The sequence below is a fragment of the Nonomuraea maheshkhaliensis genome (assembly GCF_039529435.1).
In the GTDB taxonomy this organism is placed as follows: Bacteria; Actinomycetota; Actinomycetes; order Streptosporangiales; family Streptosporangiaceae; genus Nonomuraea; species Nonomuraea maheshkhaliensis.
The window spans coordinates 58,590-78,877 of the sequence record NZ_BAAAMU010000020.1; the positions used below are offsets into that span (position 1 = coordinate 58,590).

Consider the following 20,288-nt stretch of genomic DNA (forward strand, 5'->3'; position numbering starts at 1 on the left):
GACAGTGCCTAGGCTGTACAGCCATCGCTACAGCCAAGAGGGCGAACGACGGCGGAACTCGGCGAACGTCCACAGACACCGTGCCCGCAGGTCAGAGCCTCTCACCTCGATCAAATCGACTTCTTTTAATCCGCGGGTTCCTGCGTCGATTCGCTCCCCATCGTGCAGCGTGACGGCATCTGGCCCGTTCATGTGGGCTGCAGGGCAGGCGTCGGTTACTTCACGAGCCGGAAGCCAGGCTCTGCGGCCCAAGCTCTGAGGAACTCCGAGGAGCCGTAAGCCGCGTGCCATGAATCAGTCGTGGCGATGAGCCCCGGAAGAGCAGCGGTGATCGGTATTTGATCGGCTCGGAGTTCGGCGTTCACAACGCCGCCGATGACATCCATGATGGTGGCGGTGAGCAGTGCTGTGACAACGTGATCGATCGGACTGTTGCAGAGCGCGATGACGTCGACCGCATGGGTGGGTGTGAAGCCGATGAGTGCTTCCAGGTCGGCTTCGTCGGCATGCTCCGTGTCGAAGATCTCCTCATCGCCGGTGCCGGACCCCATGTGAGAGACCAGGAACGGCCGACCTCCGTCGGCTTCGCCGGCACCCGTAATGCCCAGGCTTTCCGCGCGAACGTGAAGATCGTACTCGCCGACGCGTTTCTCTTCTAAGCGTGCCGACGACCGTAGCAGAAGCTCGTGAAGTCGCTGGAGCGCAGTAGGTGAGATCGCTTCCGCCAGCTCGATCACCAATACTGGCCCGCTCATGGTTCGAAGCCTAGTGGGCCCGGGTTCCGAACCGCTGTCGGCTGTCGAGATGGCCGGGCCGTTCCTGTCGACGGCCGCGCCGGCGGCAGCCCAGTCGGCGAGTGCATGGAACTGCACGAGCCTTAGCGGCTCCACCGATTCGACTCAGGACGACGGGGGCCGAGATGTATGGGCCGAGTGCCATAAGGGCAACGAGTGGGTGAGGGCGTATTTCCGGGCGTACAAAGAGACGCTGGAGCTCGAAGACCACCACGGCGGCGACCCCAACAGCGTGGTGGCCTACCTGACCGTGGCCGGCGTGGGAACGGCGAGGTTCGAAGGCGCGGGTCTCCGGGACCGGAGTTACGACGAAGGCAAGGCGGTCTCCGTAACAGCGTGCACCTCCAGCTCATCGACGCAGGTCTGCCACACACGGAGCGGGGGAAGGACCTGACCGGAGCGACAAGTGGCCGGCCATAGACGGGGTTCTCGGCTGGTGAAACGTTAGGGAATGGCGCTCGTCGCGCGTTCATCGGGTATTAGGAATGCGCGCCATACCTCCTGCCGGGATCTGAAGGAAAGCGCAGCCAGTACGCTTTCCGGAAGCCGTGGTAGTGCGCGTTGAAATCATGCCGGGGTTGGTTCGGCCAACTGGGCAGCTCGTACGTCGGCTAACCCCGGACGTGATCCATGAAACGCCGTCGTCGCGGTAGCCACTGCTTGGGCCGGCCGGACATGCAGGCGTCGGCGAAGGCGCAGATCTCGTCCATGTACAGCTTCTGCTCGGCGGGATCCCCGTCGCGCATGGGGGATCGGGCCCAAGGGCCGTCAGGAACAAGGAAGCGGGCCGCGTGGTCGGTGCCGCGCTGGGCGTCGAGGTGGAGAAGCGCGCCCATCGCATCGGTCTGGTGGTGATCGCGGTCCGGCCGCGCGAAGTAGCGGTCCAGGTAGGCGGACAGGATCGCCGCGTCCTCGTCCTCGCCGAATCGGGCCAGGGCGAAGCAGTAGCCGTCCGCCGCGTAGGAGCCCTGGCTTTCCAGGAGCATCCCGCCGAGCTGGTCACGGAAGCGGGTGCGCCGCTCCATGCCGATCAACCATGCAGCGGTCAATCCTGACCGCCACTCGAAGTCCAGCAGCAGCTTGAGATCGTGATCGGTGATCCGCCGCGCGTCCTTCGCCAGGGACCTGCCGAAGCGCACCACCTGCCGATCCGACAGCAGCCCCATGAACCCGCCGCCATGCAGCATCAAGTACCGGCGTACCGGTCCTCTGCCCTTGGCGACGTAGCGGCGGGCCAGGAGCATTAGCCTGAGGTCGGGTGAGAGCGGCAGGCGCATGAGTTCATCATGGCGGCGTCGTACGGGCCTGCCCATACTCCGCTTGCACGGCTCGGCAGCGGCGTGGGAGACGTGATGGTCGCGGCCGAGTTGTGACTCCTTCAGGAAGGGGCGAAACGCCGCGGTGGTACGTCTCGGTCCTTGTGGCGGTGGTCGCCGTGCTCTGCTCCGATGGGTGCCGGTGTCTTGGGTGATCATTTGCCTGATGCGCTGGGTTTGTCGGGTGTTCGCCTGACATAGCGGGCAGCGGACGGTTTGTAGGGTCGCGGACAGCCATAGTTGCTGGAAGGTTGCGATGTCCACGCCGTATCCGCCGTCCCATGGGCCCGTTCGTCCCCAGCCGTCGTCCGGTGGCGTAAAGGGGTGGTTGATCGGGCTGGTGGTCGGGCTTGGTGTGCTCATGGTCGCGGGCGTGGTGACCGGTGGGTGGTTGTTGCTGCGGGCGGGTGGTGGTGGGGGGCCTCGTCCGGAGGTGAACGACTCTGCTGATCGGGGCAGGGGTGTGCCCTCCGCGACGCCCGGGGTCGTGGCGGTGGAGTTGCGGGGGCTCACCGGGGATCAGCTCTGTGAGGTCGTTCCGGGCGCGTACCGGAAGACGCTGGTGGCTGATGGCAAGTACGGCGGGAAGGACGCGTCCACCGGCGTGGCCACCGAGGTCGAGAAGCGGGCGGCCTGTTCGTGGCACAACAGCAGGATGGAGGTCGGCGGCGGCGCCCTCGGGTACCGATCGTTGAAGATCTCGGCGCGGGCGGGCGGCAGTGGATCCAGGAATGCGCTCGAGCAGGCCAAGGAGGAGTTCGGACGGGGCAGGACGTCGCATGAGCGGCGCGTCAACGTCCGGGACGGTGTACGGGTCGACGGCCGCACCAGCGGCTCCTCGTTCGGGCCGGTCAAGAAGCTCGACCTCGGCGACGCGTCGTACAGTCAGAGCTCGATCGGCCACAGCGGTCTCTTCGCCACCGTGTACGTCCGGGAGGGCCCCTGGCTGATCGAGGTCGCCTACGGTGGCGACAACCGGACCGGCGCCAGGTACCCGACCGGCGACTCGGTCCGGGAGGCGGCGGGCAAGGTCGCCGGGCTCGTCGCCGCCGAGCTGGCCAAGGACGCCGGCGACGTGAAGCTGTCCGGCCCCTGCGCCGTCCTCACCGGCTCCGACATCGAAGCGGCCTTCTTCCCCGCCGTGCAGGGCCCGTCCGTCGGCGGCAACTCCGGTCGGATCCGGCAGACCAGTTGCACGTGGAAGATCAGCGAGCCCGTCGAGCACGAGCCCGGCCGGCAGTTCAGCGTTCGCGGGGGCACGCTGGGCGTCCGGGTGGTCGACTGGGGCAAGGGCGGGTCCGGTGCGGCGTTCCAGTTCGACCGGGCCGCGGCGAAGTTCGACCGGTATCACGCCAAGGGCGGCATCGGGGACGCCCGCCTCCGTACCGACTACGAGGCCCGGCAGAACCTCCCCGGACTCGGGGAGAAGGCGTTCGCCGTGGTGTCCGCCACGTACCGGCCGGGTCGGCCCGAGGAGGGTCCCGTCCGGGAGGTGCAGGTGCAGGTGCTGGTCGGGGAGCGCACGATCGAGTTCAGCTATCGGGGGACGAACACCGGCGGCGGCCTCGTGGACGAAGCCGGCTACCGGGCCCCGGCCCTCGACCCCTCCGGCGCGCGGGCGTCCGTCGTGCGGCTGGCCAAGATCTTGGTGTCCGGGATCGCGTCGTCCGGCTCATGAGGTGCGGGTGCCTCTTTCAAGGGGTGACGGCCGGACGTGCGGGGGTTAGGAGAAGGGGTCGAGGCCGATGAGGGCTGAGCCGGCGGCCCATACGCGGGCCGCCAGGCCGGCGTCCGCCAGGTCGCCGCGGACGGATTCGAGGGTGGGCCGGCCGCGGATGCCGAACGTACGGGGGCCCCAGAGTTGGCCGCCCCGTACCGAAGGGTCGAGTACGGCCCGGACGACGGGCCAGGCGGCGGATTGCTTGCCCTGGAGGAGGAGGCCGGCGGGCAGGGCGCGCAGTCGTTCGGCGGTGGTGCGGTGGCGGTGGTGCGGTGGCGGTGGGCGGCTCAGCGTTGGCGGTCGAGGAGGCCCAGGTCGTACGCCGCCGCGACGGCCGCCGCCCGGTCGCTGACCGCGAGCTTGCCGTACACGTGCAGGAGGTGTGTCTTCACGGTCGCCTCCGTGATGAACAGTTTGCCCGCCACCTCCCGGTTGGTCGCCCCCCGGGCGATGAGCCGCAGCACCTCCAGTTCGCGCGGGCTCAGCGTGCGCGGCTCCGGCTCGCGCGCCTCGCGGGCCTTGCGGGTCAGGATGCCGGCCACCGTGGGGGACAGGACGGTCTCGCCTCGGGCCGCCGCGTGCACCGCGCGGCGCAACTCGTCCCGTGGCGTGTCCTTGAGCAGGTAGCCGGTCGCGCCCTCCGCGATGGCGGGCAGAACGTCGGCGTCGTCGTCGAAGGTGGTCAGGACGAGTACGTGGACGCCGGGCTGCTGCTCGCGCAGGCGGCGGATGGCCTCGGCGCCGCTCATCCCGGGCATGCGCAGGTCGAGGAGCACCACGTCGGGGGTGGCGCGGAGGGCTACCGCGAGTGCTTCCGCGCCGTCGGCCGCCTCGCCGACGACCTCGAAGTCATCGGTGTCGAGGATGCCGCGTAGCCCGTCGCGGACGATGGGGTGGTCGTCGACGATGATCAGCCGGATGGGCATGGGGTCACGGCCTCGGGTCGGCGGGGATGGCGGGTACGGTGGCGGAGATGCCCGTGCCCTGGCCGGGGGCGGTTTCGAGGTCGAACGTGCCCGCCAGCCGGGTGACGCGCTGGCGCATGCCGACCAGGCCGAAGCCGTCCGACGAGCCAGGGGTGAAGCCGGCCCCGTCGTCGCGTACGTCCAGGGCCACCACGTCCTCCATGTACGACAACGTCAGGCCGACCCGCCCCGCCGAGGCGTGCTTGGCCACGTTGGCCAGCGCCTCCTGGGCCACCCGCAGCAGCGTGCCCTCCACCTCCGCGTGCAGGGGGCGCGGCTCGCCGGTCACGGACACGGAGGCGGGCACCCCGGACACCCGTGACCACCGCTCGGCGAGGCCGGACAGCGCCGCCCCGAGCTGGGCCTCCTCCAGCGGCGCCGGGCGCAGCGCCTGCACCGAGCGGCGGGCCTCGGTCAGGCTCTCCTTGGCCAGCGCGCGTACCGTCTCCAGCCGCTCCCGCGCCTGCGGCACGTCGCCGAGCGCCTCCAGCTGGGTGAGGATGGCGGTCAGGCTCTGGGCGATGGTGTCGTGGATCTCCCTGGCCATCCGCTGCCGCTCGCCGAGCACACCCGCCTCGCGGGCCTGGGTCAGCAGGCGGGCCTGGAGGTTCGCGTTCTCCTCGGCGAGGGCGGCGAGTCTGGCTCCGTTCTCCTGCAGCCGCCGGTTCTGGTCGCTGATCGTGTGGAAGATCAGTCCGGTCATGGACGCGATCAGCACCCCGACGACGGCGGAGGTCACCAGTTCGGCCGGCGTACGGCCCGCCACGGGACGGGCGGCGACCAGCACGCCCACCGTCACCGCGACCCCGCCGTAGGCCCATAAGCCGGGCAGCAGGGCGAAACACTGCAGGAACGTCCCCACGCCGGTCACCGTGAAGACCGTGTCGATCCTGACCAGCGCCGCGACGGCGGCCAGCAGCACGGCGAAGTAGCCGGCCAGCGCCCAGGGGCGGGCGATCCACTCGGGGTGCGCGGTCACGAGCAGCCAGTGCCACGCCGCCGCGAACAGCGCCAGCACCAGCACCTCGGGCCGCCACTCGCGCAGGAGGGAGAACAGGGCGGGCAGCAGGATGAGCGCGTACGGCAGCGCGGCCTGCACCCGGTCCCACCGCCTCACCACCGGAGCCTCATGATCTCCAGCGTAACCGGGGGGCCAGGGACGGTTACAGGGGTCGATGCGCGTCATAGGTCGAGCGTCGGCGGCGGACGGCGATCGGGGCATCCACCGATCGGCTGACGTGCCCGCCGGCGTTTAACCGATCCGGCGCACGGGCTGCCCGGTCAGGCGGGCGATGGTGTCGAAGTTGCCGTCAGCGTGCAGGACGGTGAGCTTGTGGTGCCGGGCCGTCACGGCGATCAGCAGATCGACTGGGGAAGCGCACTGGTGCCGGCCTCTTTCGGCGAGGTCATGCTGCAGCTCACTGGCCTCGTGCCAGGCTGAGTCGGGGACCACGTAGGGCGCCGGTGTCGATGAGATAGAGCTCGCTCACGCCACGTCACTGCGGGCGCCGCCGTCCTTGCCTATGACGGACAGGTCGATCTCGCCCTCCGCCACCATGGCCCGCATGCGGGCCCCAGCCTCCGCTCGACTGCGCCGGTCGACGATCTCACGCAGGGCCGCGTTGACCGTGTCCTTCCTGGTCGAGGTGCCGAGAACGCGCGCGGCCTCGGCAAGGGCCTCTTCGTCGAGGTCAATCAGGGTTTTCGTCATGGCGCCACCCCACTCGTACATACGAATTCCAATCAGTACATACGAGTGGGGTGCTATTAGGTGCGGCGCCCGTCAGCGGAGGGTGCAGGTGTCGCCGTTCAGGGTGAAGACCCGGGGCAGGACGTTCGGGCCGGTGTACTCGCCCACATAGCCGATCGTGGTCGTCCCGCCCGTGGCCAGAGTCCCGTTCCCGGCCTCGTTGACGACCTTGACCTGCGACTCCGTCTGCGTCCACACCCCGCTCCAGCCGCTGCCCAGTCGCTGCCACGGTCTCGGCCAGTCGAACGTCAGGGTCCAGCCGCTGACGGGGGCGCCGTGGTTGGTGAGGTCGATGGCGGCGACGTACCCGCTGGCCCAGTCCGTCTGGATGGTCAGGCGGACGGAACAGGTGCTGGTGGCGGGGGTGCCGGTGGTGAAGGTGAGCGGGGGCGAGGGCTCCGACTGGGCCCCGCCGGCGTCCCTGGCGATCACGTTGACGGTGTAGCGGGTGCCGGGTCTGAGGTTGCGGACCGTGAGGGTGGTCCCGGTGGTCTCGCCGAGCTGTTCGGTGACGGCACCGTTCTGGCGGTGGAGCTCGTACTTGACGCCCGGCTTGAAGGCGGGCCAGGTGATCGTGGCGGTCGTGTCCGTGACGGCGGTGGCGGACGGTTTGCCCGGCGTGCCGGGCAGGCCGGTCTGGGGTGCGGCCGGGCGCAGGACGACGGTGGTGAGGGAGAGCGGCGGCAGGGTCTGGCTCGTCGCGGTGCCGGTGGTGGCGGTGGTGATCGAGGTGGCGCCGTTCGTGTGGGTCAGGACGGTGGGGACGCCGGCGGCGGGGGTGAAGCCGGCGTAGTCGATCGTCACGGGGTACGAGGTGGTGGACGAGGTGTTGATCAGCAGGACCGCCAGGTCGCCGGAAGGGCGGCGGACGGCGTGGGCGGTGACCTCCGGCCGGTCGGTCGCGGCGCGGACGAAGCGGTCACCGGGGCGGGCGAAGCGGCTCATCATCCCCAGCGCGTGGTATGGCGCGAAGGGGGTGTTGAGCGCCGGCTCGCAGACGCTGCCGTCCGAGGTGCAGGCCGCGCTCGACAGCAGGCCGAAGTCGCCGTAGTCGGTGTGGCCCTCGACCTCGGTGACGGCGCCGATGCCGTTGTGCACGTTCCACCAGTCGACGGTGAAGACGCCGGCGGCCAGCAGCGAGGCGTAGGAGTCGGCGGCGGCCAGGGCGCCGGGCTGGGTGTTGCTGCCGTTGCTGCTGCTCCCGGTGTTGAACTCGGTCATCGCGATGCCGATCCGGTCCGAGCCGGGGCCGGCGTGCCTGGCGATCTGCTCGCGGGTGAGCTGGATCAGGTCGGGGACGTGGCCGGCCCGGTCGAGGGCGCCGGGGTACCAGTGCAGGACGACGAAGTCGATCTTCGAGCCGGCGGTGGCGAGGACGACCTCGTTCCAGCTCCCGTTGTCGCCCTCGGCGACGATGGCGTCCGGCCAGTTCGCGGGGGTGGTCAGCACCGCGCCGATCTTGATGGTGGGGTCGACGGCCTTCATCGCGTCGGCGTAGGCCACGACGTGGCGGGCGTACTCGGCCGGGCTCTTGTCGGCGTGCTCGTCGGCCTCCCAGGCGGTGCCGTAGTGGCCGTTGCCGTAGTTCTCGTTGCCGATCTCCCAGTACGTGACGCCGTACTTCTTGACGATGTTGGCCTCGCGCACCCAGGCGGCGGCCTCCGCGGCGGTGCCGGTGCCGTAGTTGGCGGTCACCATCGCCTGCGCCCCGGTCCGTCGTACGCCGCTCATGAACGTGTCGAAGTCGGTGCCGGGAGCCACGTAACCGCCGGGAGCGGTGTGGTCGGCCCAGTGGTAGATGTCGGAGTAGGAGCCGCCGGGATAGCGCAGCAGCTTCATGCCCGCGTTCTTGAGCAGGTCGGCGGTGTCGTTCGTGCCCAGGTTCGCGTCCCAGATCGCGTGGTTCGCGCCCAGGCCCGTCTCGGGGACGGTGGCGAGCGCGGCCCGGGCGTTCACCGTCACCTCGACGGGCGCGCCGCCGGAGGCGTGCGCGGTGGGGGTGCTCAGGGTGGCCAGCGTCAGGACGACGGCGGAAACGGCTCGTACCAACGTTCTACGCATCGGGCGCACCTCACCGTGAACGCATGGGGAACGGGGGGATTCCTGCGAAGCACCATGATCCTGCGGGGAGCACCGCGAAACCGTCAATCAAGCCTGAAACTTTCAGGTAAAGCCCAGGTGTCATGATGGACGGCATGCTGGAGGTTGCCGGACTGGGTGAGCTGGAGGAGCGGGCGTACCGGCTGCTCGTACGGGCGGGCGAGGCCGACGCCCCGGGCCTGGCCGAGGAGCTGGGCCTGACCAGGGAGGCTGCGGACGCGGCGCTGACGGGCATGCGGAGCGCGGGCCTGGCCCGCGAGGTGGCGCCCGGCAGGTACGCGCCGGTGGCGCCGGACGTGGCGCTCGGCCCCAGGCTCGTACGCCGCCAGGAGACGATCGACTGGGCCAGGCAGGCCGTGGAGCAGCTCGCCGAGGAATACCGGGCCAGCGCCCGCAGGAGAGACGCGGACGGCCTGGTCGAGGTGCTGCCGAGCAGGGAGGCACTGCGCGAGCAGGTCAGGCACCTCCAGGACAGCGCCAAGGAGGAGGTGCTCTACTTCTGCCGGGCCGGGCACGTGGTGATGCCGTCCGAGGACAACACCGAGGAGCTGGAGGCGCTCGGCCGGGGCGTGAGCTACCGCGTCATCTACGAGCGGGCCCTGCTGGAGCAGCCGGGGATGGTGGCCAACGTCGCCTACGGGATCCAGTTGGGCGAGCAGGCCCGGGCCGTACGCGTGCTGCCGGTGCGGATGATGATCGCCGACCGGGCCACCGCGTTGCTGCCCCTGGTCCAGCACGCGGGCGGGGTGACCGAGCCCACGGCCGCCCTGGTGCGGGGCAGCAGCCTGCTGCAGGCGCTGATCGCGCTGTTCGAGGCCCAGTGGGAGCGGGCCACCCCGATCAGGTTCTTGGAGGACGGCCGGGTCACGGAGGCGCCGCCCTGCCCGCTGGACGCCGACGAGCTCTATCTGCTGTCGTTGCTGGTGGCGGGGGTGCCGGAGAAGACGATCGCGAGCCAGCTCGGGCTCAGCCTCCGCACGGTGCAGCGCCGCGTCTACCACCTGATGCGGCTCGCGGGCGCGCAGACCAGGATGCAACTTGCCTGGCATGCGGCCCGCGAGCGCTGGTTGTGACCTATCTGACTACTTGACCCCGTACGCCCGGGTGATGGTCTGCTCGAACTTCTCACCCGACGCGCCCGTCGCGGTGACCCGCAGGGACACCCCGGCCGAGGTGGCGCGGTGCGCGACCAGCGCCGTGTGGCGGCCCTGGCCGAGCGGGACGAGCGCCAGGCGGTGCCAGGACTTCCCGTCGTCGTAGGACAGCTCGGCCGTCAGCTTGCGCGCCTGGCGGGCGGTGAAGCCGATCGGTACGGGCAGCGTCCTGTGCACCCTGCCCTCCAGGTCGGCGGGGACGTCGTAGTCCACGCCGAGCAGGGGGAGCGCCTTGGTGCCCTCGGAACGGGCGGACCTGAACGTCCACGCCGTCTGGGTGGCGGTGGCGTAGCGCCACTCCTCCGAGGTCCTGGTCGTGGCGAGCTCCAGGCGATATTCGGCGTTCCGCGCCACGGTCTCGAACGTGCCGCGCAAGTTGGCGCGCTCCTCGACCAACTGGCCGTCACGGAAGACGCGGGCCGCGCTGGTGTCCGGGTCGGCGCTGCCGTAGGTGTAGCCGTAGTGGCCGTCCCCGTCCACGTACTCGGGGACGTGCAGCGAGAGCACGTCGCCCGTACGGGTGGACTCCAGTGCGGCCGGACGGACGACCGGCCCGAACCAGTTCTCCTTGACGACCTCACCCGCCCGGTACGAGCGCGGCGCGTCGGTCAGGCCGCCGCGCAGCCGGCCGTTGGACTCCCAGGTCAGCGCGTGCTGGACGACGTGCTGCCACTGGGTGTCGCCGGAGCTGACGTACTCGGCCCTGCTGAGCGGCGTCGGCAGGATGCGCTGGGTCTCCATCTGCACGCCCAGGTCGTAGCCCTGCCAGGGCCGCCAGCCGAAGCGCTGGTCCTTGCCGTAGCGCTCGCCGCCCGACTCGTGGTAGCCGGAGTTCACCAGGGCGGTGTTGCGCCAGTTCACCTCGTGCACGATCCGCTCGGGCACCCGGCCCTGGGAGACCTGCATGACCTCGTACAGGTACGGGGTGTCGAACGCGCCCTTGACCTCCAGCGTGCCGCGGCCCGCGCGCGCCTGCTTCAGCAGCTCCTGGCCACGGTCGTGCGTGACCATCAGCGTGGGCAGCGGGTCCCGGTCGCCTGTCGGCAGCCAGGGCTGCCACATCGCGCGGCCGTCAGGACCGACCACGACCGCCGCCGCCGCACCGGCCTCGGCCAGCGCGTCGAGCTTGCCGGTCCAGTCGCCGAAGGACTCGCTGGTGATGACCGCGGCCTTGCCCTTGAGCCTGCCGCCCGTGCCGTCCGCCAGGGGCCAGCGCTTGGTGCCCTCGATCCGCGGCGACCTGATCGTCGGCCGCACCACGAGGGTGTCGCGCCCGAGCTTGGCCGTGACGCGGGGCGCGGCCAGCTGCCAGCGGGAGGCGAACTCGAAGGTGCCGTTGGTCACCGGCTTGGTGGGGGTGACCGCGAGCTGCTCGACCGAGGGGAAGTTCATCGCGCCGAGGCTGATCTTGCGGTTGCCGTACTCGCGGTGGGTGAAGTAGGTGGCGATGCCGTCCTGCGACACCGGCTGCGAGGTCCTGATCTCGATCGGGACGGCGGTCCTGGAGTCGAGGACGACCTCCAGGTCCTTGCCGACCTGCAGCTCGGGGATGACGACGAGGGAGTCGACGGGCAGCTCGTCGTGCGTCTCTCCCATGATGGCCTGCGTGTGGTACGTGCCCTCCGGCACCTCCACCGTCCAGCCCTGGTCCTCGTCGAGGATGTAGCCGTAGGCGTCGTCCAGGCCGCTGGCGCCGTACAGGGCGATGATCGGCACCCGGGCGGCGCTGCCGTCGCGCCCGACGCCGGTGAAGTGCACCTTGTGCATCCTGCCGCGGCGCGTCAGCGCGATCGTGGTGTGCGCGACGGCCGTGCCGTCGGCCGTGGTGGCGGCGACGTAGCCGGCGTGCCGGCCGTGGCTCAGCTTGGTGAGGTCCACGCTGAGCTGGGTGGTCGCACTGGCTCCCGGCTCGACCGTCAGCGTCGTCGCCGACAGCGTCACGGCGCCCTCGCCGGGGACGGTCCCGTCCAGGTTGGTCAGGGCGGGGGCGAGGGTGAGCGTCACGGGGGACTCGCCGGAGTTGCGGTACGTGATCGTGCCGCCGGGGGTGCCGGTGTCGCCGTCCTCGTACACGCCCATGCTGATCGAGGCGGTGGCCGTGACCGGCTGGCGCAGGGCCCGGACCACGTCCAGGCGTCCGCCGCCCTGCTGGAACGGCGTCTGGCCGCCGATCGTCTTCGCCGTGGACACCAGCGCGTCCTTGAGCTGCCCGGCCGTCCAGTCGGGGTGGCGCTGGGCCAGGATCGCCGCCGCGCCCGACACGTGCGGGGTGGCCATGGAGGTGCCGTTGAGCTTGGTGTAGCGGTCGTCCACGGGCGTGCCGATGCCGGTGCCCGCGGCCCTGGCGGCCGTGATGCCGACGCCGGGCGCGGTGATGTCCGGCTTGATCGCCTCGTCCAGGCGGGGGCCGCGGCTGGAGAAGGACGCGAGCGCGTCGTTGCCGTCCACCGCTCCGACGGTCAGCGCCGAGGTGGCCGCGCCGGGGGAGCCGACCGTGTAGTCGTCACCCTCGTTGCCCGCCGCGATGACGAACAGGGCGCCGGTCTGCTCCGTCAGCGTGTCCACGGCGACGCTCAGCGGGTCGGTGCCGTCCGTGGCGCCGCCGCCGAGACTCATGCTGATGATGTCGGCGCCGCTCTCCTGGGCCGCCCACTCCATCCCGGCCAGCACCTGCGACTCCGAGCCGCTGCCCCGCTTGTCCAGCACCTTGCCGATCAGCAGCTCGGCGCCGGGGGCGACGCCCTTGCGCAGGCCGTTCGAGCCCGCGCCGGTGCCCGCCACGGTGGCGGCGACGTGGGTGCCGTGGCCGTGCTCGTCCTTGGCCGAGGGGTCGGCGGTGAAGTTCCTGGTCTGGGTGATCTTGCCCGCGACGTCGGGGTGGGTCTCGTCGATGCCGGTGTCCAGGACGGCGACCTTGACGCCCTTGCCGTCGTAGCCGTCCTGCCACGCCTGCGGCGCGCCCACCTGCGGGACGCTGCGCTCCAGCGAGGCGCTCACCTTGCCGTCCAGCCACACCTTGGCCAGCCCGTCGCGCAGCTTCGGCTCGCCGCTCTCGCTCCACAGGGTGGGCAGGGCGTCCTTGTCCGCGCGCAGAGCGCGCGCGCCGACGCTGCGCAGGGTGACGGCCTTGGCGCTCCGGTCCTTGTAGGCCAGGATGAGCGGCAGCACGTCGCTGCTCTCGTCGTCGTAGCCCTGCTCGATCAGCTCACCGACGGAGAACAGCCGCTCGTCCATCAGGCCGCGCGACAGGTAGGGCACCATGTCGGCCGGCGTGATCATCAGGTCGCCGTTCTCCTCCTTGGTGAAGAACCTGACGGCCTCTCTTCCCTTTCCGGGTTCCACGGTCGCGGCGCGCTTTCCGCCGGCGAACTCCTGTACGGTCACCACGTCACCCGTGATCAGCGTGACCCGGTGCAGCTCTCCGCCTTGCGCGGGCCCTGGCTCCGCGGCCTGCGCGGGCACCGGGACGGCGAGCATCGCCAGGCCCACGCCGGCGGCGGCGAGGCGGGGGATCCATCTCATGAGCGAACCGATCTGTCGTGCTGCTTCAGTCGCTCATGAGAATGGGGGATCACGCGGGCGCGGAGGAGTCCTTTGTCCTGGTCAAATGGCGACATGTCATGAAGACGACAGCCGCTGTTCGCTCAGTTGTACTGGTAGAGACGCGTGCCCTTGCGGCGGTTCTCGTCGAACAGCGAGGCCCGGTACATGCTGACGGACAGGTCGCCGTGCTCGGCCTTGCCGCACGTGCCGGAGCCGGCGAGCTGGTGGATCTCGTAGCGGGTGGTGGGGTCGCCGCCGACGAAGTACTCGGCGCGGGCCTGGTAGCGGTCGGCGCCGGTGTCGCAGGCGTAGACGAAGGTGTGGCGCTCGGCGAAGCACAGGCTCGCCGCGCCCTTGGTCGAGGTGCACACCTCGGACTTGGCGCGGGCGGCCGCGGGGGTGGTGCGGGAGTCGCGCTTGACCGGATATTTCGCAATATTTCGTACGGTCTTCCAGCGGCCGTAGCTGACCCTGCGGTCACCTCGGTAGAGCGCGGCCCGGAAGGTCACGACCTTGCCGATCTCCCTGGTGCCGCGTACCTCGCCCATGCGGCCCAAGTTGTGGATGACGTACTTGGTGCCCAGGTAGCCGTTCAGGTAGTACTCGACCGCCGGATGCATGTGGTCGTCCCGGGTGTCCTCGACCGTCACCCCCGGACGGCTGCTGCTGTCGGGCCCCACGCACGCCCTGACCCCCTTGAGCCGCGCGCACACCGGCTCCGCCTCCGCCTTGGCCACCGGGGCCGCGACGGGCGCGGCGGTCGCGACCGGGGGAGCGGTCTGGACGGACGGGATCGCCGGGGCCTGCCGGATCACCGGACCGGCCGCCCCCTTGGCGGCGGCCCCGTCGGCGCTGATCGCGGTGGCCGCCATGACGGCCGCGGCGATGACCATGCGACGTAATGCCACAACTTCACCAGCCTCACTTGTCACAAAATCCTGCCTGATTGTGACGCGGATAACAGCTGAGAAGTTCAGAAAACGGACGAAATCATCTAGGGGATGTTCATCAAGGCCGCGCCGGCGCCCCCGGGAAGGGACGCCGGCGCGTCACCGGAGGTGTCAGGCGAGGTTCCGCTGCTTCTTCGGGGTCACGCTGGCCAGCAGCAGGAGCAGCGCGCTCTGGGCCAGCATGCCGGGCGCGAGCGGCGGCGCCGCCCCCACCGACTTCGTCAGCGCGTACCACCACTGGGTGAGCGGCGAGTAGGTGTCCCAGGCGGCGTCCATCGCGCCCATGCCGTGGTTGACCGACACGTGCACGAAGACGCCGTACGCCGAGGTCACCAGCACGACGGCGGCCAGCACGCGCGCCACGGTGAGCGCGCTGCCCGCGTCGCGCACGGCCAGCAGGATCAGCGCCACCACCAGCAGCGCCAGGGCGACCCAGGGGATCAGTTGGGTGGGGCTCTGCCAGTGACGCTCGAAGGCGAGCTCAAGAGCGGCGCCCAGAACGCCGATCATGACCAGCGCCAGCAGCCCCAGTCGCAGCACCGTGGCGCCGGCCGGAGCGCGGCGGTGGGTCGGCCGCTCGGTCGTTTCAGGGGGAGTTGAGGTCATGTGCGGGACCACCGTCCGTGCGTGGGGTCTTCGTCCGCTTCCAACGTCTCCAGGCATCCTCAGAGGAGTCTCAGCGAATTCTGAAGATCTGGTGAGAACTCGCCTTCACGGACGGCTGCACGAGATCTTCACGACATCCGCACACCGGCCTGGTGGAACGGAACGGCCGCGCGCGGTGTGCTCGAAACGTACGCAGCCAGGGAGGTCACGTGCTCTCGACGCTCGCTCGCGCCGGATGGAGAGTGACCCCATGACGAAGGAGCGCCGCCATCACCCGATGATGCCCGCCGAGCACGCCGAGCGCATCCGCCGCTGGCACGAGAACGCCTACCGCGCCATGACCGAGGAAGGCGCGGCCGGGCTGACGTTCGCCTATCTGGGCAGGACCATCGTCGTGCCGCCCGGCGTGCAGCCGATCACCGGCATGTCCCACCTGCTCGGCGAGGCGGTGCTGGCCGAGGTGAGGGAGGGCGACCGGGTGCTCGACATGGGCACGGGCAGCGGGGTCAACGCCGTGCTGGCCGCGTCGAGGGCCGCCGAGGTGCTGGCGGTGGACGTCAACCCCCGCGCCGTCGAGGCCGCCCGGGGCAACGCCGAACGCAACGGTGTCCAGGTCGAGGTGCGCCTGAGCGACGTCTTCAGCGCCGTCGAAGGCACCTTCGACCTGATCGTCTTCGATCCGCCGTTCCGCTGGTTCGCGCCCAGGGACCTGTTCGAGGCCGCCACCACGGACGAGGACTACCGGGCCATGACCGCGTTCTTCCGCGGCGTCCGCGATCACCTCGCGCCGTGCGGCCGGATGCTGGTGTTCTTCGGCACCTCGGGGGATCTGGAGTATCTGCGCTCGCTGGCGCGCGAGGCCGGGTTCGGGTGCGAGGTCGTGGCCCGTCAGGGCCTCGACAAGGAGGGCTGGCGGGTCGATTACCACACGTTCCTGATGAGGTGGGTGACGCGGGGTGGAGAACTGGATTGAGCAGCCGATCGTCGATCCGGAGATCCCCGAGGGGGACCGGCGGCGGATGGCCGTCGCGCTGCCGGCGTTGCTCGCCCGGCCCGACCCGGAGCCGCCCCGATGGGTGCGCCGCCTGTTCGCCGCAGGGGCGGTCCTGTCCGCGACCGCCGCCGTGACGCTGGCGCTGGCGGCGGTGGAGACCGGCCGCCAGAGCGCGACGCTGGCCGCCCTGATGGTGCTGTTCGTCGCGATCGTCTGCACCGGCGTCGCCCGTTCCCACGAGGGGACGCGGCTGTCCGAGCGGTACGCCGGCCGCTACGTCATCCCCGCCGGCCTCGACGACCCCGCGCTCGACCTGCTCGCCCGAGCCAGGCGGGCCGTCAGGGACGTGTCCGCCTCCCGCGCGCACCGCCTGGGCCTGCTGGACGACGTCGCCAACGACGTCGTGCTGCCCCGGCACCTGTGGGAGATCGCCTGCCTCGTCCGCGTCCACGCCGACCTCCGGGCCGCGCAGGCCGAGGCGCTCGGCGAGGTGATGACCCCCGGCCTGGCCGCCGTGCTGCGCCCCCAGCAGGAGGCGCTGCGCCGCTCGGTGGCCGCGGTCACCGAGCGGGTGCGGGAGTTGGAGACGTACGCGGCCAGGGTCCGCGCGGCCGACTCCGCGCTGCGCGCCGGCGACCTGCGCAGGAGCGACGACAGGTACCTCGACCTGCTGGCCCGCACCGACGACACCTCCGACCTGCGCGCCCTCACCGACCAGGCCACCGCGTTGACCACCGCCCTGCACCCGGACGGCGCCCCAGGGCTGGACGTGGCAGGCGCCCCGGGTCTGCACCCGGACGGCGCCTCAGGTCTGGACGCGGCGGGCGCCCCAGGTCTGCGCGCGGACAGTGCCTCTGAAGGGTCCGCTACATGTTGATCATGTGGCCGGCGAGGCCGTGGACGGCCTCCTTGACCGCTTCGCCGAGCGTCGGGTGGGCGTGGACGTTGCGGGCCACCTCGTGCACCGTCAGGTCCCACTGCTGCGCCAGGGTCAGCTCCGGCAGCAGCTCGGTGACCTCGGGCCCGATCAGGTGGGCCCCGAGCAGCTCACCGTGCGTGTTGTCGCTGATGATCTTGACGAAGCCGGCCGAGTCGCCCAGCCCGTGCGCCTTGCCGTTCGCCGTGAACGGGAACTTCGCCACCTTCACGTCGTAGCCCAGCTCGCGCGCCTGCGTCTCGGTGTAGCCGAAGCTGGCCACCTGCGGCTGGCAGTACGTCGCGCGCGGGATCATCACGTAGTCGAGCTCCATGGTCTCCGCGTCGGCGATCGTCTCGGCGGCGATGATGCCCATGGACTCGGCCGCGTGGGCCAGCATCAGCTTGGCCGTCACGTCGCCGATGGCGTAGATGTGCGGCACGCTCGTACGGCAGCGCCCGTCGACCGCGATGGCGCCCCGGCCGGTCAGCTCGACGCCGGTCTTCTCCAGCCCGTAACCGTCGACACGCGGCTGGAACCCGATGGCCTGCAGAACCTTGTCGGCCTCCAGCACCTGCGTCTGGTCGCCCCGGGTGACGGTGACCTTGACGGAGGAGCCGGTGTCCTCGATGCCGTCGACGCGGGTGGAGGTCAGCACCTCGATGCCGAGCCGCTTGTAACGCTTGGCCAGCTCGGCCGACACCTCCTCGTCCTCCAGCGGCACGACCCGGTCGAGGAACTCGACGATCGTCACCTTGACGCCGTAGTTGTGCAGCACGTACGCGAACTCGACCCCGATCGCGCCGGCGCCCGCGATGATGATGCTGGACGGCAGCTCCTCGGTGAGAATCTGCTCCTCGTACGTCACCACCCGCTCGGAGAGCTGCGTGCCCGGGATCAGCCTGGTGGTGGCGCCCGCGGCGATGATGCAGTTGGAGAACGTGATCGTCTCGCCGTTCACCTGGAGTGTGTTGGCGTCGAGGAAGGTGCCCCGGCCGTCGTACTCGGTGATGGCGTTCTTCTTCATCAGGTAGTGAACGCCCTTGACCCGCCCGTCGGCCACCTTGCGGCTGCGCTGGAAGGCCGCGCCGTAGTCGAAGGTGACCTCGCCGCTGATGCCGAAGGTCTTGGCCTCGCTGTGGAAGATGTGGGCCAGCTCGGCGTTGCGCAGGAGCGCCTTGGACGGGATGCAGCCCACGTTCAGGCAGACGCCACCCCAGTACTTCTCCTCGACGACCGCGGTGCGCAGTCCGAGCTGGGCGGCGCGGACGGCGGCCGTGTATCCTCCCGGACCCGCGCCGAGAACGACGACGTCATAGTGAGTGCTCATGAGTCGGACCATACCGCCCGGCCGTACCTGACCCCGACCTCAGACCTCTACCTTGTACGACAGGTCGAGCTCGTCGGCGGGGACACCCCTGATCCCCCAGTTCACCCGGGGCATCTCGATGATCGTGATCTCGACGTCCTGGGGATCATAGCCGGAAGTGGCGTAGATCTCCCTGATCAGCGCCCGCTTGGCGGCCTCGCTGCGGCCGGTGAAGCAGAGGACCTCGATGATCAGGTAGCGCTCACTGCGCGCCGGGCAGACGAAGTCGTCGGCGTCCAGCAGCAGGAACCGGTGGAACCGCTTGTCCTCCGGCAGCCCCCACGCGCTCACCAGGCACGACTGGACGAGGTCGGAGACCTCCCGCTGCCGGCCCGCCCACACGTCCTTGCGCCCGTACACCTTCACCTGAGCCATGTCGGCCAATATAGAGGGCGTGATCCGCATACTGCTGGCCGACGACGAGGCCATGATCAGAGCCGGGATCCGGGCGATCCTCCAGTCCGATCCCGAGCTGGACGTCGTGGCCGAGGCGGGCGACGGCAGACAGGCGGTGGACCTGGCCATCAGCCACCACCCCGACGTGGCGCTGCTCGACATCCGCATGCCCGGGCTCGACGGGCTGGCCGCCGCGGCGGAGCTGCGCAGGGCCGCGCCGGGCACCGCCGTGGTGATGCTGACGACGTTCGGGGAGGACGACTACATCGCCAAGGCGCTCGACGTCGGGGCCAGCGGGTTCCTGCTCAAGTCGGGAGACCCGCGCGAGCTCATCGCCGGGATCCACGCGGTGGCCGACGGCGCGGCGTACCTGTCGCCCAAGGTCGCCCAGCGGGTCATCACCCAGCTCGCGGGCGGGCGGATGGCCAGGGGCACGGCGGCCCGCGACCGCATCGCGGCGCTGACCGAACGCGAGCGCGAGGTGCTCGCCCTGCTCGGCGCCGGGATGTCCAACGCGGAGATCGCCCGCCGCCTGCACATCGTGGAGGGCACCGTGAAGGCGTACGTGAGCGCCATCTTGACCAGGCTCGACGCGCGCAACCGCGTACAGGCCGCGATCATCGCCCACGAGGCCGGCTTGATAGCCTGACGCGTGATGTATCGCCTCGTGTTCTCGCAGGTCTTGCGGCGTTTCGACGCCGAGGCCGTGCACCGTCTCACCGTGAGCGCCCTCGCGCTCCTCGCGCGGCTGCCGCTGCTCAAGCGGCTGCTGCACCGGGCGTTCGCGCCGCACGACCCGGCCCTGCGGGTGAGCGCGTTCGGCGTGCACTTCCCCGGGCCGCTCGGCCTGGCCGCCGGCTTCGACAAGGACGCCGCGTGCGCCGAGGGCATCGCCGCGCTCGGCTTCGGCCACGTCGAGGTCGGCACCATCACCGCGCACGGCCAGCCGGGCAACCCGCGCCCCCGCCTGTTCCGGCTGGTACGCGAGCGGGCGGTGATCAACCGGATGGGCTTCAACAACGAGGGCGCCCACGCCGCCGCGCGCAGGCTGCGCAAGCCCCGCAGCGTCCCCGTGGTCGTCGGGGTGAACATCGGCAAGACCAAGGTCGTCCCCGAGTCCGAGGCCACCGCCGACTACGTGGCCAGTGCCAGGCTGCTCGCCCCGCTGGCCGACTACCTGGTGGTCAACGTCAGCTCGCCCAACACGCCCGGGCTGCGCAACCTCCAGGCGGTCTCGCTGCTGCGCCCGCTGCTCACCGCGGTCAAGCAGGTGGCCGACGCCACGCCGCGGCGCACCCCGCTGCTGGTCAAGATCGCGCCCGACCTGGCCGACGAGGACGTCGACGCGGTCGCCGAGCTGGCCCTGGAGCTGGGCCTCGACGGCATCATCGCGACCAACACCACGATCAGGCACGGCGGCGAGACCGGCGGCCTGTCGGGCCGCCCGCTCAAGGAGCGCTCGCTTGCGGTCCTGCGGCGCCTGCGCGCCAAGACCGGCGACCGCCTGACGCTGGTGTCGGCGGGCGGGGTCGAGGACGTGGACGACGTCTGGGAACGCATCCTCGCGGGCGCGACCCTGGTCCAGGGCTACACCGGCTGGATCTACGGCGGCCCGCTGTGGGCCGCGCGCATCCACCGCCAGTTGCTGCGCCGGGTGCACCGCCACGGGCTCAAGTCGGTCACGGAGGCCGTCGGCCGTACGGCGTGACGCCCTA

The 20,288-nt window shown here is 70.8% G+C and carries 19 protein-coding genes; 7 read left to right on the top strand and 12 right to left on the bottom strand.

Going from position 1 to position 20,288, the window contains the following annotated elements:
• Positions 1–215 precede the first annotated feature (215 nt).
• Positions 216–872: a DUF6368 family protein gene (locus ABFX54_RS16215; protein WP_346105589.1), complete on the bottom strand. Its 657-nt coding sequence runs from the start codon at positions 870–872 to the stop codon at positions 216–218.
• An 82-nt stretch (positions 873–954) separates the two neighbouring features.
• On the opposite strand from ABFX54_RS16215, the gene ABFX54_RS16220 reads away from it, so the two are divergent.
• Entirely contained in the window at positions 955–1,188 is a 234-nt protein-coding gene (locus ABFX54_RS16220; protein WP_346105591.1) for a hypothetical protein, read from the top strand.
• Between the two features lie 217 nt (positions 1,189–1,405).
• Here ABFX54_RS16220 and ABFX54_RS16225 read toward each other — a convergent pair whose 3' ends face one another.
• A complete protein-coding gene (locus ABFX54_RS16225; RefSeq protein WP_346105593.1) occupies positions 1,406–2,071 on the bottom strand; it encodes a DUF6000 family protein in 666 nt (221 codons plus the stop codon).
• A 367-nt stretch (positions 2,072–2,438) separates the two neighbouring features.
• Here ABFX54_RS16225 and ABFX54_RS16230 point away from each other — a divergent pair, with 367 nt between their 5' ends.
• On the top strand, positions 2,439–3,788 hold the full coding sequence (locus tag ABFX54_RS16230) for a hypothetical protein (protein ID WP_346105594.1): 1,350 nt from the start codon (positions 2,439–2,441) through the stop codon (positions 3,786–3,788).
• A 329-nt stretch (positions 3,789–4,117) separates the two neighbouring features.
• On the opposite strand, the gene ABFX54_RS16235 is transcribed toward ABFX54_RS16230, so the two are convergent.
• The 5 genes from ABFX54_RS16235 to ABFX54_RS16255 all read right to left on the bottom strand — a co-directional run bounded on the left by ABFX54_RS16235 (position 4,118) and on the right by ABFX54_RS16255 (position 8,606).
• Positions 4,118–4,756 carry a response regulator gene (locus tag ABFX54_RS16235; protein WP_346105596.1) on the bottom strand — a complete coding sequence of 213 codons (639 nt, stop codon included), beginning with the start codon at positions 4,754–4,756 and terminating at the stop codon, positions 4,118–4,120.
• A 4-nt stretch (positions 4,757–4,760) separates the two neighbouring features.
• Positions 4,761–5,912 (bottom strand): sensor histidine kinase, encoded by a 1,152-nt coding sequence (locus ABFX54_RS16240; RefSeq protein WP_346105598.1) that lies wholly within the window; start codon positions 5,910–5,912, stop codon positions 4,761–4,763.
• Between the two features lie 135 nt (positions 5,913–6,047).
• Positions 6,048–6,248, bottom strand: coding sequence for a PIN domain-containing protein (locus ABFX54_RS16245; RefSeq protein ID WP_346105599.1), 201 nt, complete (start codon positions 6,246–6,248; stop codon positions 6,048–6,050).
• Between the two features lie 33 nt (positions 6,249–6,281).
• On the bottom strand, positions 6,282–6,506 hold the full coding sequence (locus tag ABFX54_RS16250; RefSeq protein ID WP_346105601.1) for a type II toxin-antitoxin system VapB family antitoxin: 225 nt from the start codon (positions 6,504–6,506) through the stop codon (positions 6,282–6,284).
• Positions 6,507–6,578: 72 nt separating this feature from the next.
• Entirely contained in the window at positions 6,579–8,606 is a 2,028-nt protein-coding gene (locus ABFX54_RS16255) for a cellulose binding domain-containing protein (RefSeq protein ID WP_346105603.1), read from the bottom strand.
• Between the two features lie 134 nt (positions 8,607–8,740).
• Here ABFX54_RS16255 and ABFX54_RS16260 point away from each other — a divergent pair, with 134 nt between their 5' ends.
• Positions 8,741–9,718 carry a helix-turn-helix domain-containing protein gene (locus ABFX54_RS16260; protein ID WP_346105605.1) on the top strand — a complete coding sequence of 326 codons (978 nt, stop codon included), beginning with the start codon at positions 8,741–8,743 and terminating at the stop codon, positions 9,716–9,718.
• A gap of 9 nt (positions 9,719–9,727) precedes the next feature.
• On the opposite strand, the gene ABFX54_RS16265 is transcribed toward ABFX54_RS16260, so the two are convergent.
• The 3 genes from ABFX54_RS16265 to ABFX54_RS16275 all read right to left on the bottom strand — a co-directional run bounded on the left by ABFX54_RS16265 (position 9,728) and on the right by ABFX54_RS16275 (position 14,898).
• On the bottom strand, positions 9,728–13,321 hold the full coding sequence (locus ABFX54_RS16265) for a S8 family peptidase (protein WP_346105606.1): 3,594 nt from the start codon (positions 13,319–13,321) through the stop codon (positions 9,728–9,730).
• Positions 13,322–13,443: 122 nt separating this feature from the next.
• Positions 13,444–14,235, bottom strand: a complete 792-nt coding sequence (locus ABFX54_RS16270) for a hypothetical protein (RefSeq protein ID WP_346105608.1) — start codon at positions 14,233–14,235, stop codon at positions 13,444–13,446.
• 168 nt (positions 14,236–14,403) lie between these two features.
• Positions 14,404–14,898 (bottom strand): hypothetical protein, encoded by a 495-nt coding sequence (locus tag ABFX54_RS16275; protein ID WP_346105609.1) that lies wholly within the window; start codon positions 14,896–14,898, stop codon positions 14,404–14,406.
• A 250-nt stretch (positions 14,899–15,148) separates the two neighbouring features.
• On the opposite strand from ABFX54_RS16275, the gene ABFX54_RS16280 reads away from it, so the two are divergent.
• A complete protein-coding gene (locus ABFX54_RS16280; protein WP_346105611.1) occupies positions 15,149–15,871 on the top strand; it encodes a methyltransferase in 723 nt (240 codons plus the stop codon).
• Positions 15,855–16,769, top strand: coding sequence for a hypothetical protein (locus ABFX54_RS16285; RefSeq protein ID WP_346105612.1), 915 nt, complete (start codon positions 15,855–15,857; stop codon positions 16,767–16,769). Before ABFX54_RS16280 ends, ABFX54_RS16285 begins: the two co-directional genes overlap by 17 nt.
• Here the strand turns inward: ABFX54_RS16285 and lpdA are convergent.
• On the bottom strand, positions 16,759–18,138 hold the full coding sequence (gene lpdA, locus ABFX54_RS16290) for a dihydrolipoyl dehydrogenase (protein ID WP_346105614.1): 1,380 nt from the start codon (positions 18,136–18,138) through the stop codon (positions 16,759–16,761). The two genes, ABFX54_RS16285 and lpdA, sit on opposite strands and share 11 nt — an antisense overlap.
• Positions 18,139–18,177: 39 nt before the next feature.
• Complete coding sequence (locus tag ABFX54_RS16295; protein ID WP_346105616.1) at positions 18,178–18,552, bottom strand: tautomerase family protein; 375 nt, start codon at positions 18,550–18,552, stop codon at positions 18,178–18,180.
• 19 nt (positions 18,553–18,571) lie between these two features.
• Between ABFX54_RS16295 and ABFX54_RS16300 the strand changes: the two genes are divergently transcribed.
• Positions 18,572–19,222: a response regulator gene (locus ABFX54_RS16300; protein ID WP_346105617.1), complete on the top strand. Its 651-nt coding sequence runs from the start codon at positions 18,572–18,574 to the stop codon at positions 19,220–19,222.
• A 6-nt stretch (positions 19,223–19,228) separates the two neighbouring features.
• Positions 19,229–20,281 (top strand): quinone-dependent dihydroorotate dehydrogenase, encoded by a 1,053-nt coding sequence (locus tag ABFX54_RS16305; RefSeq protein ID WP_346105619.1) that lies wholly within the window; start codon positions 19,229–19,231, stop codon positions 20,279–20,281.
• Positions 20,282–20,288 lie beyond the last annotated feature (7 nt).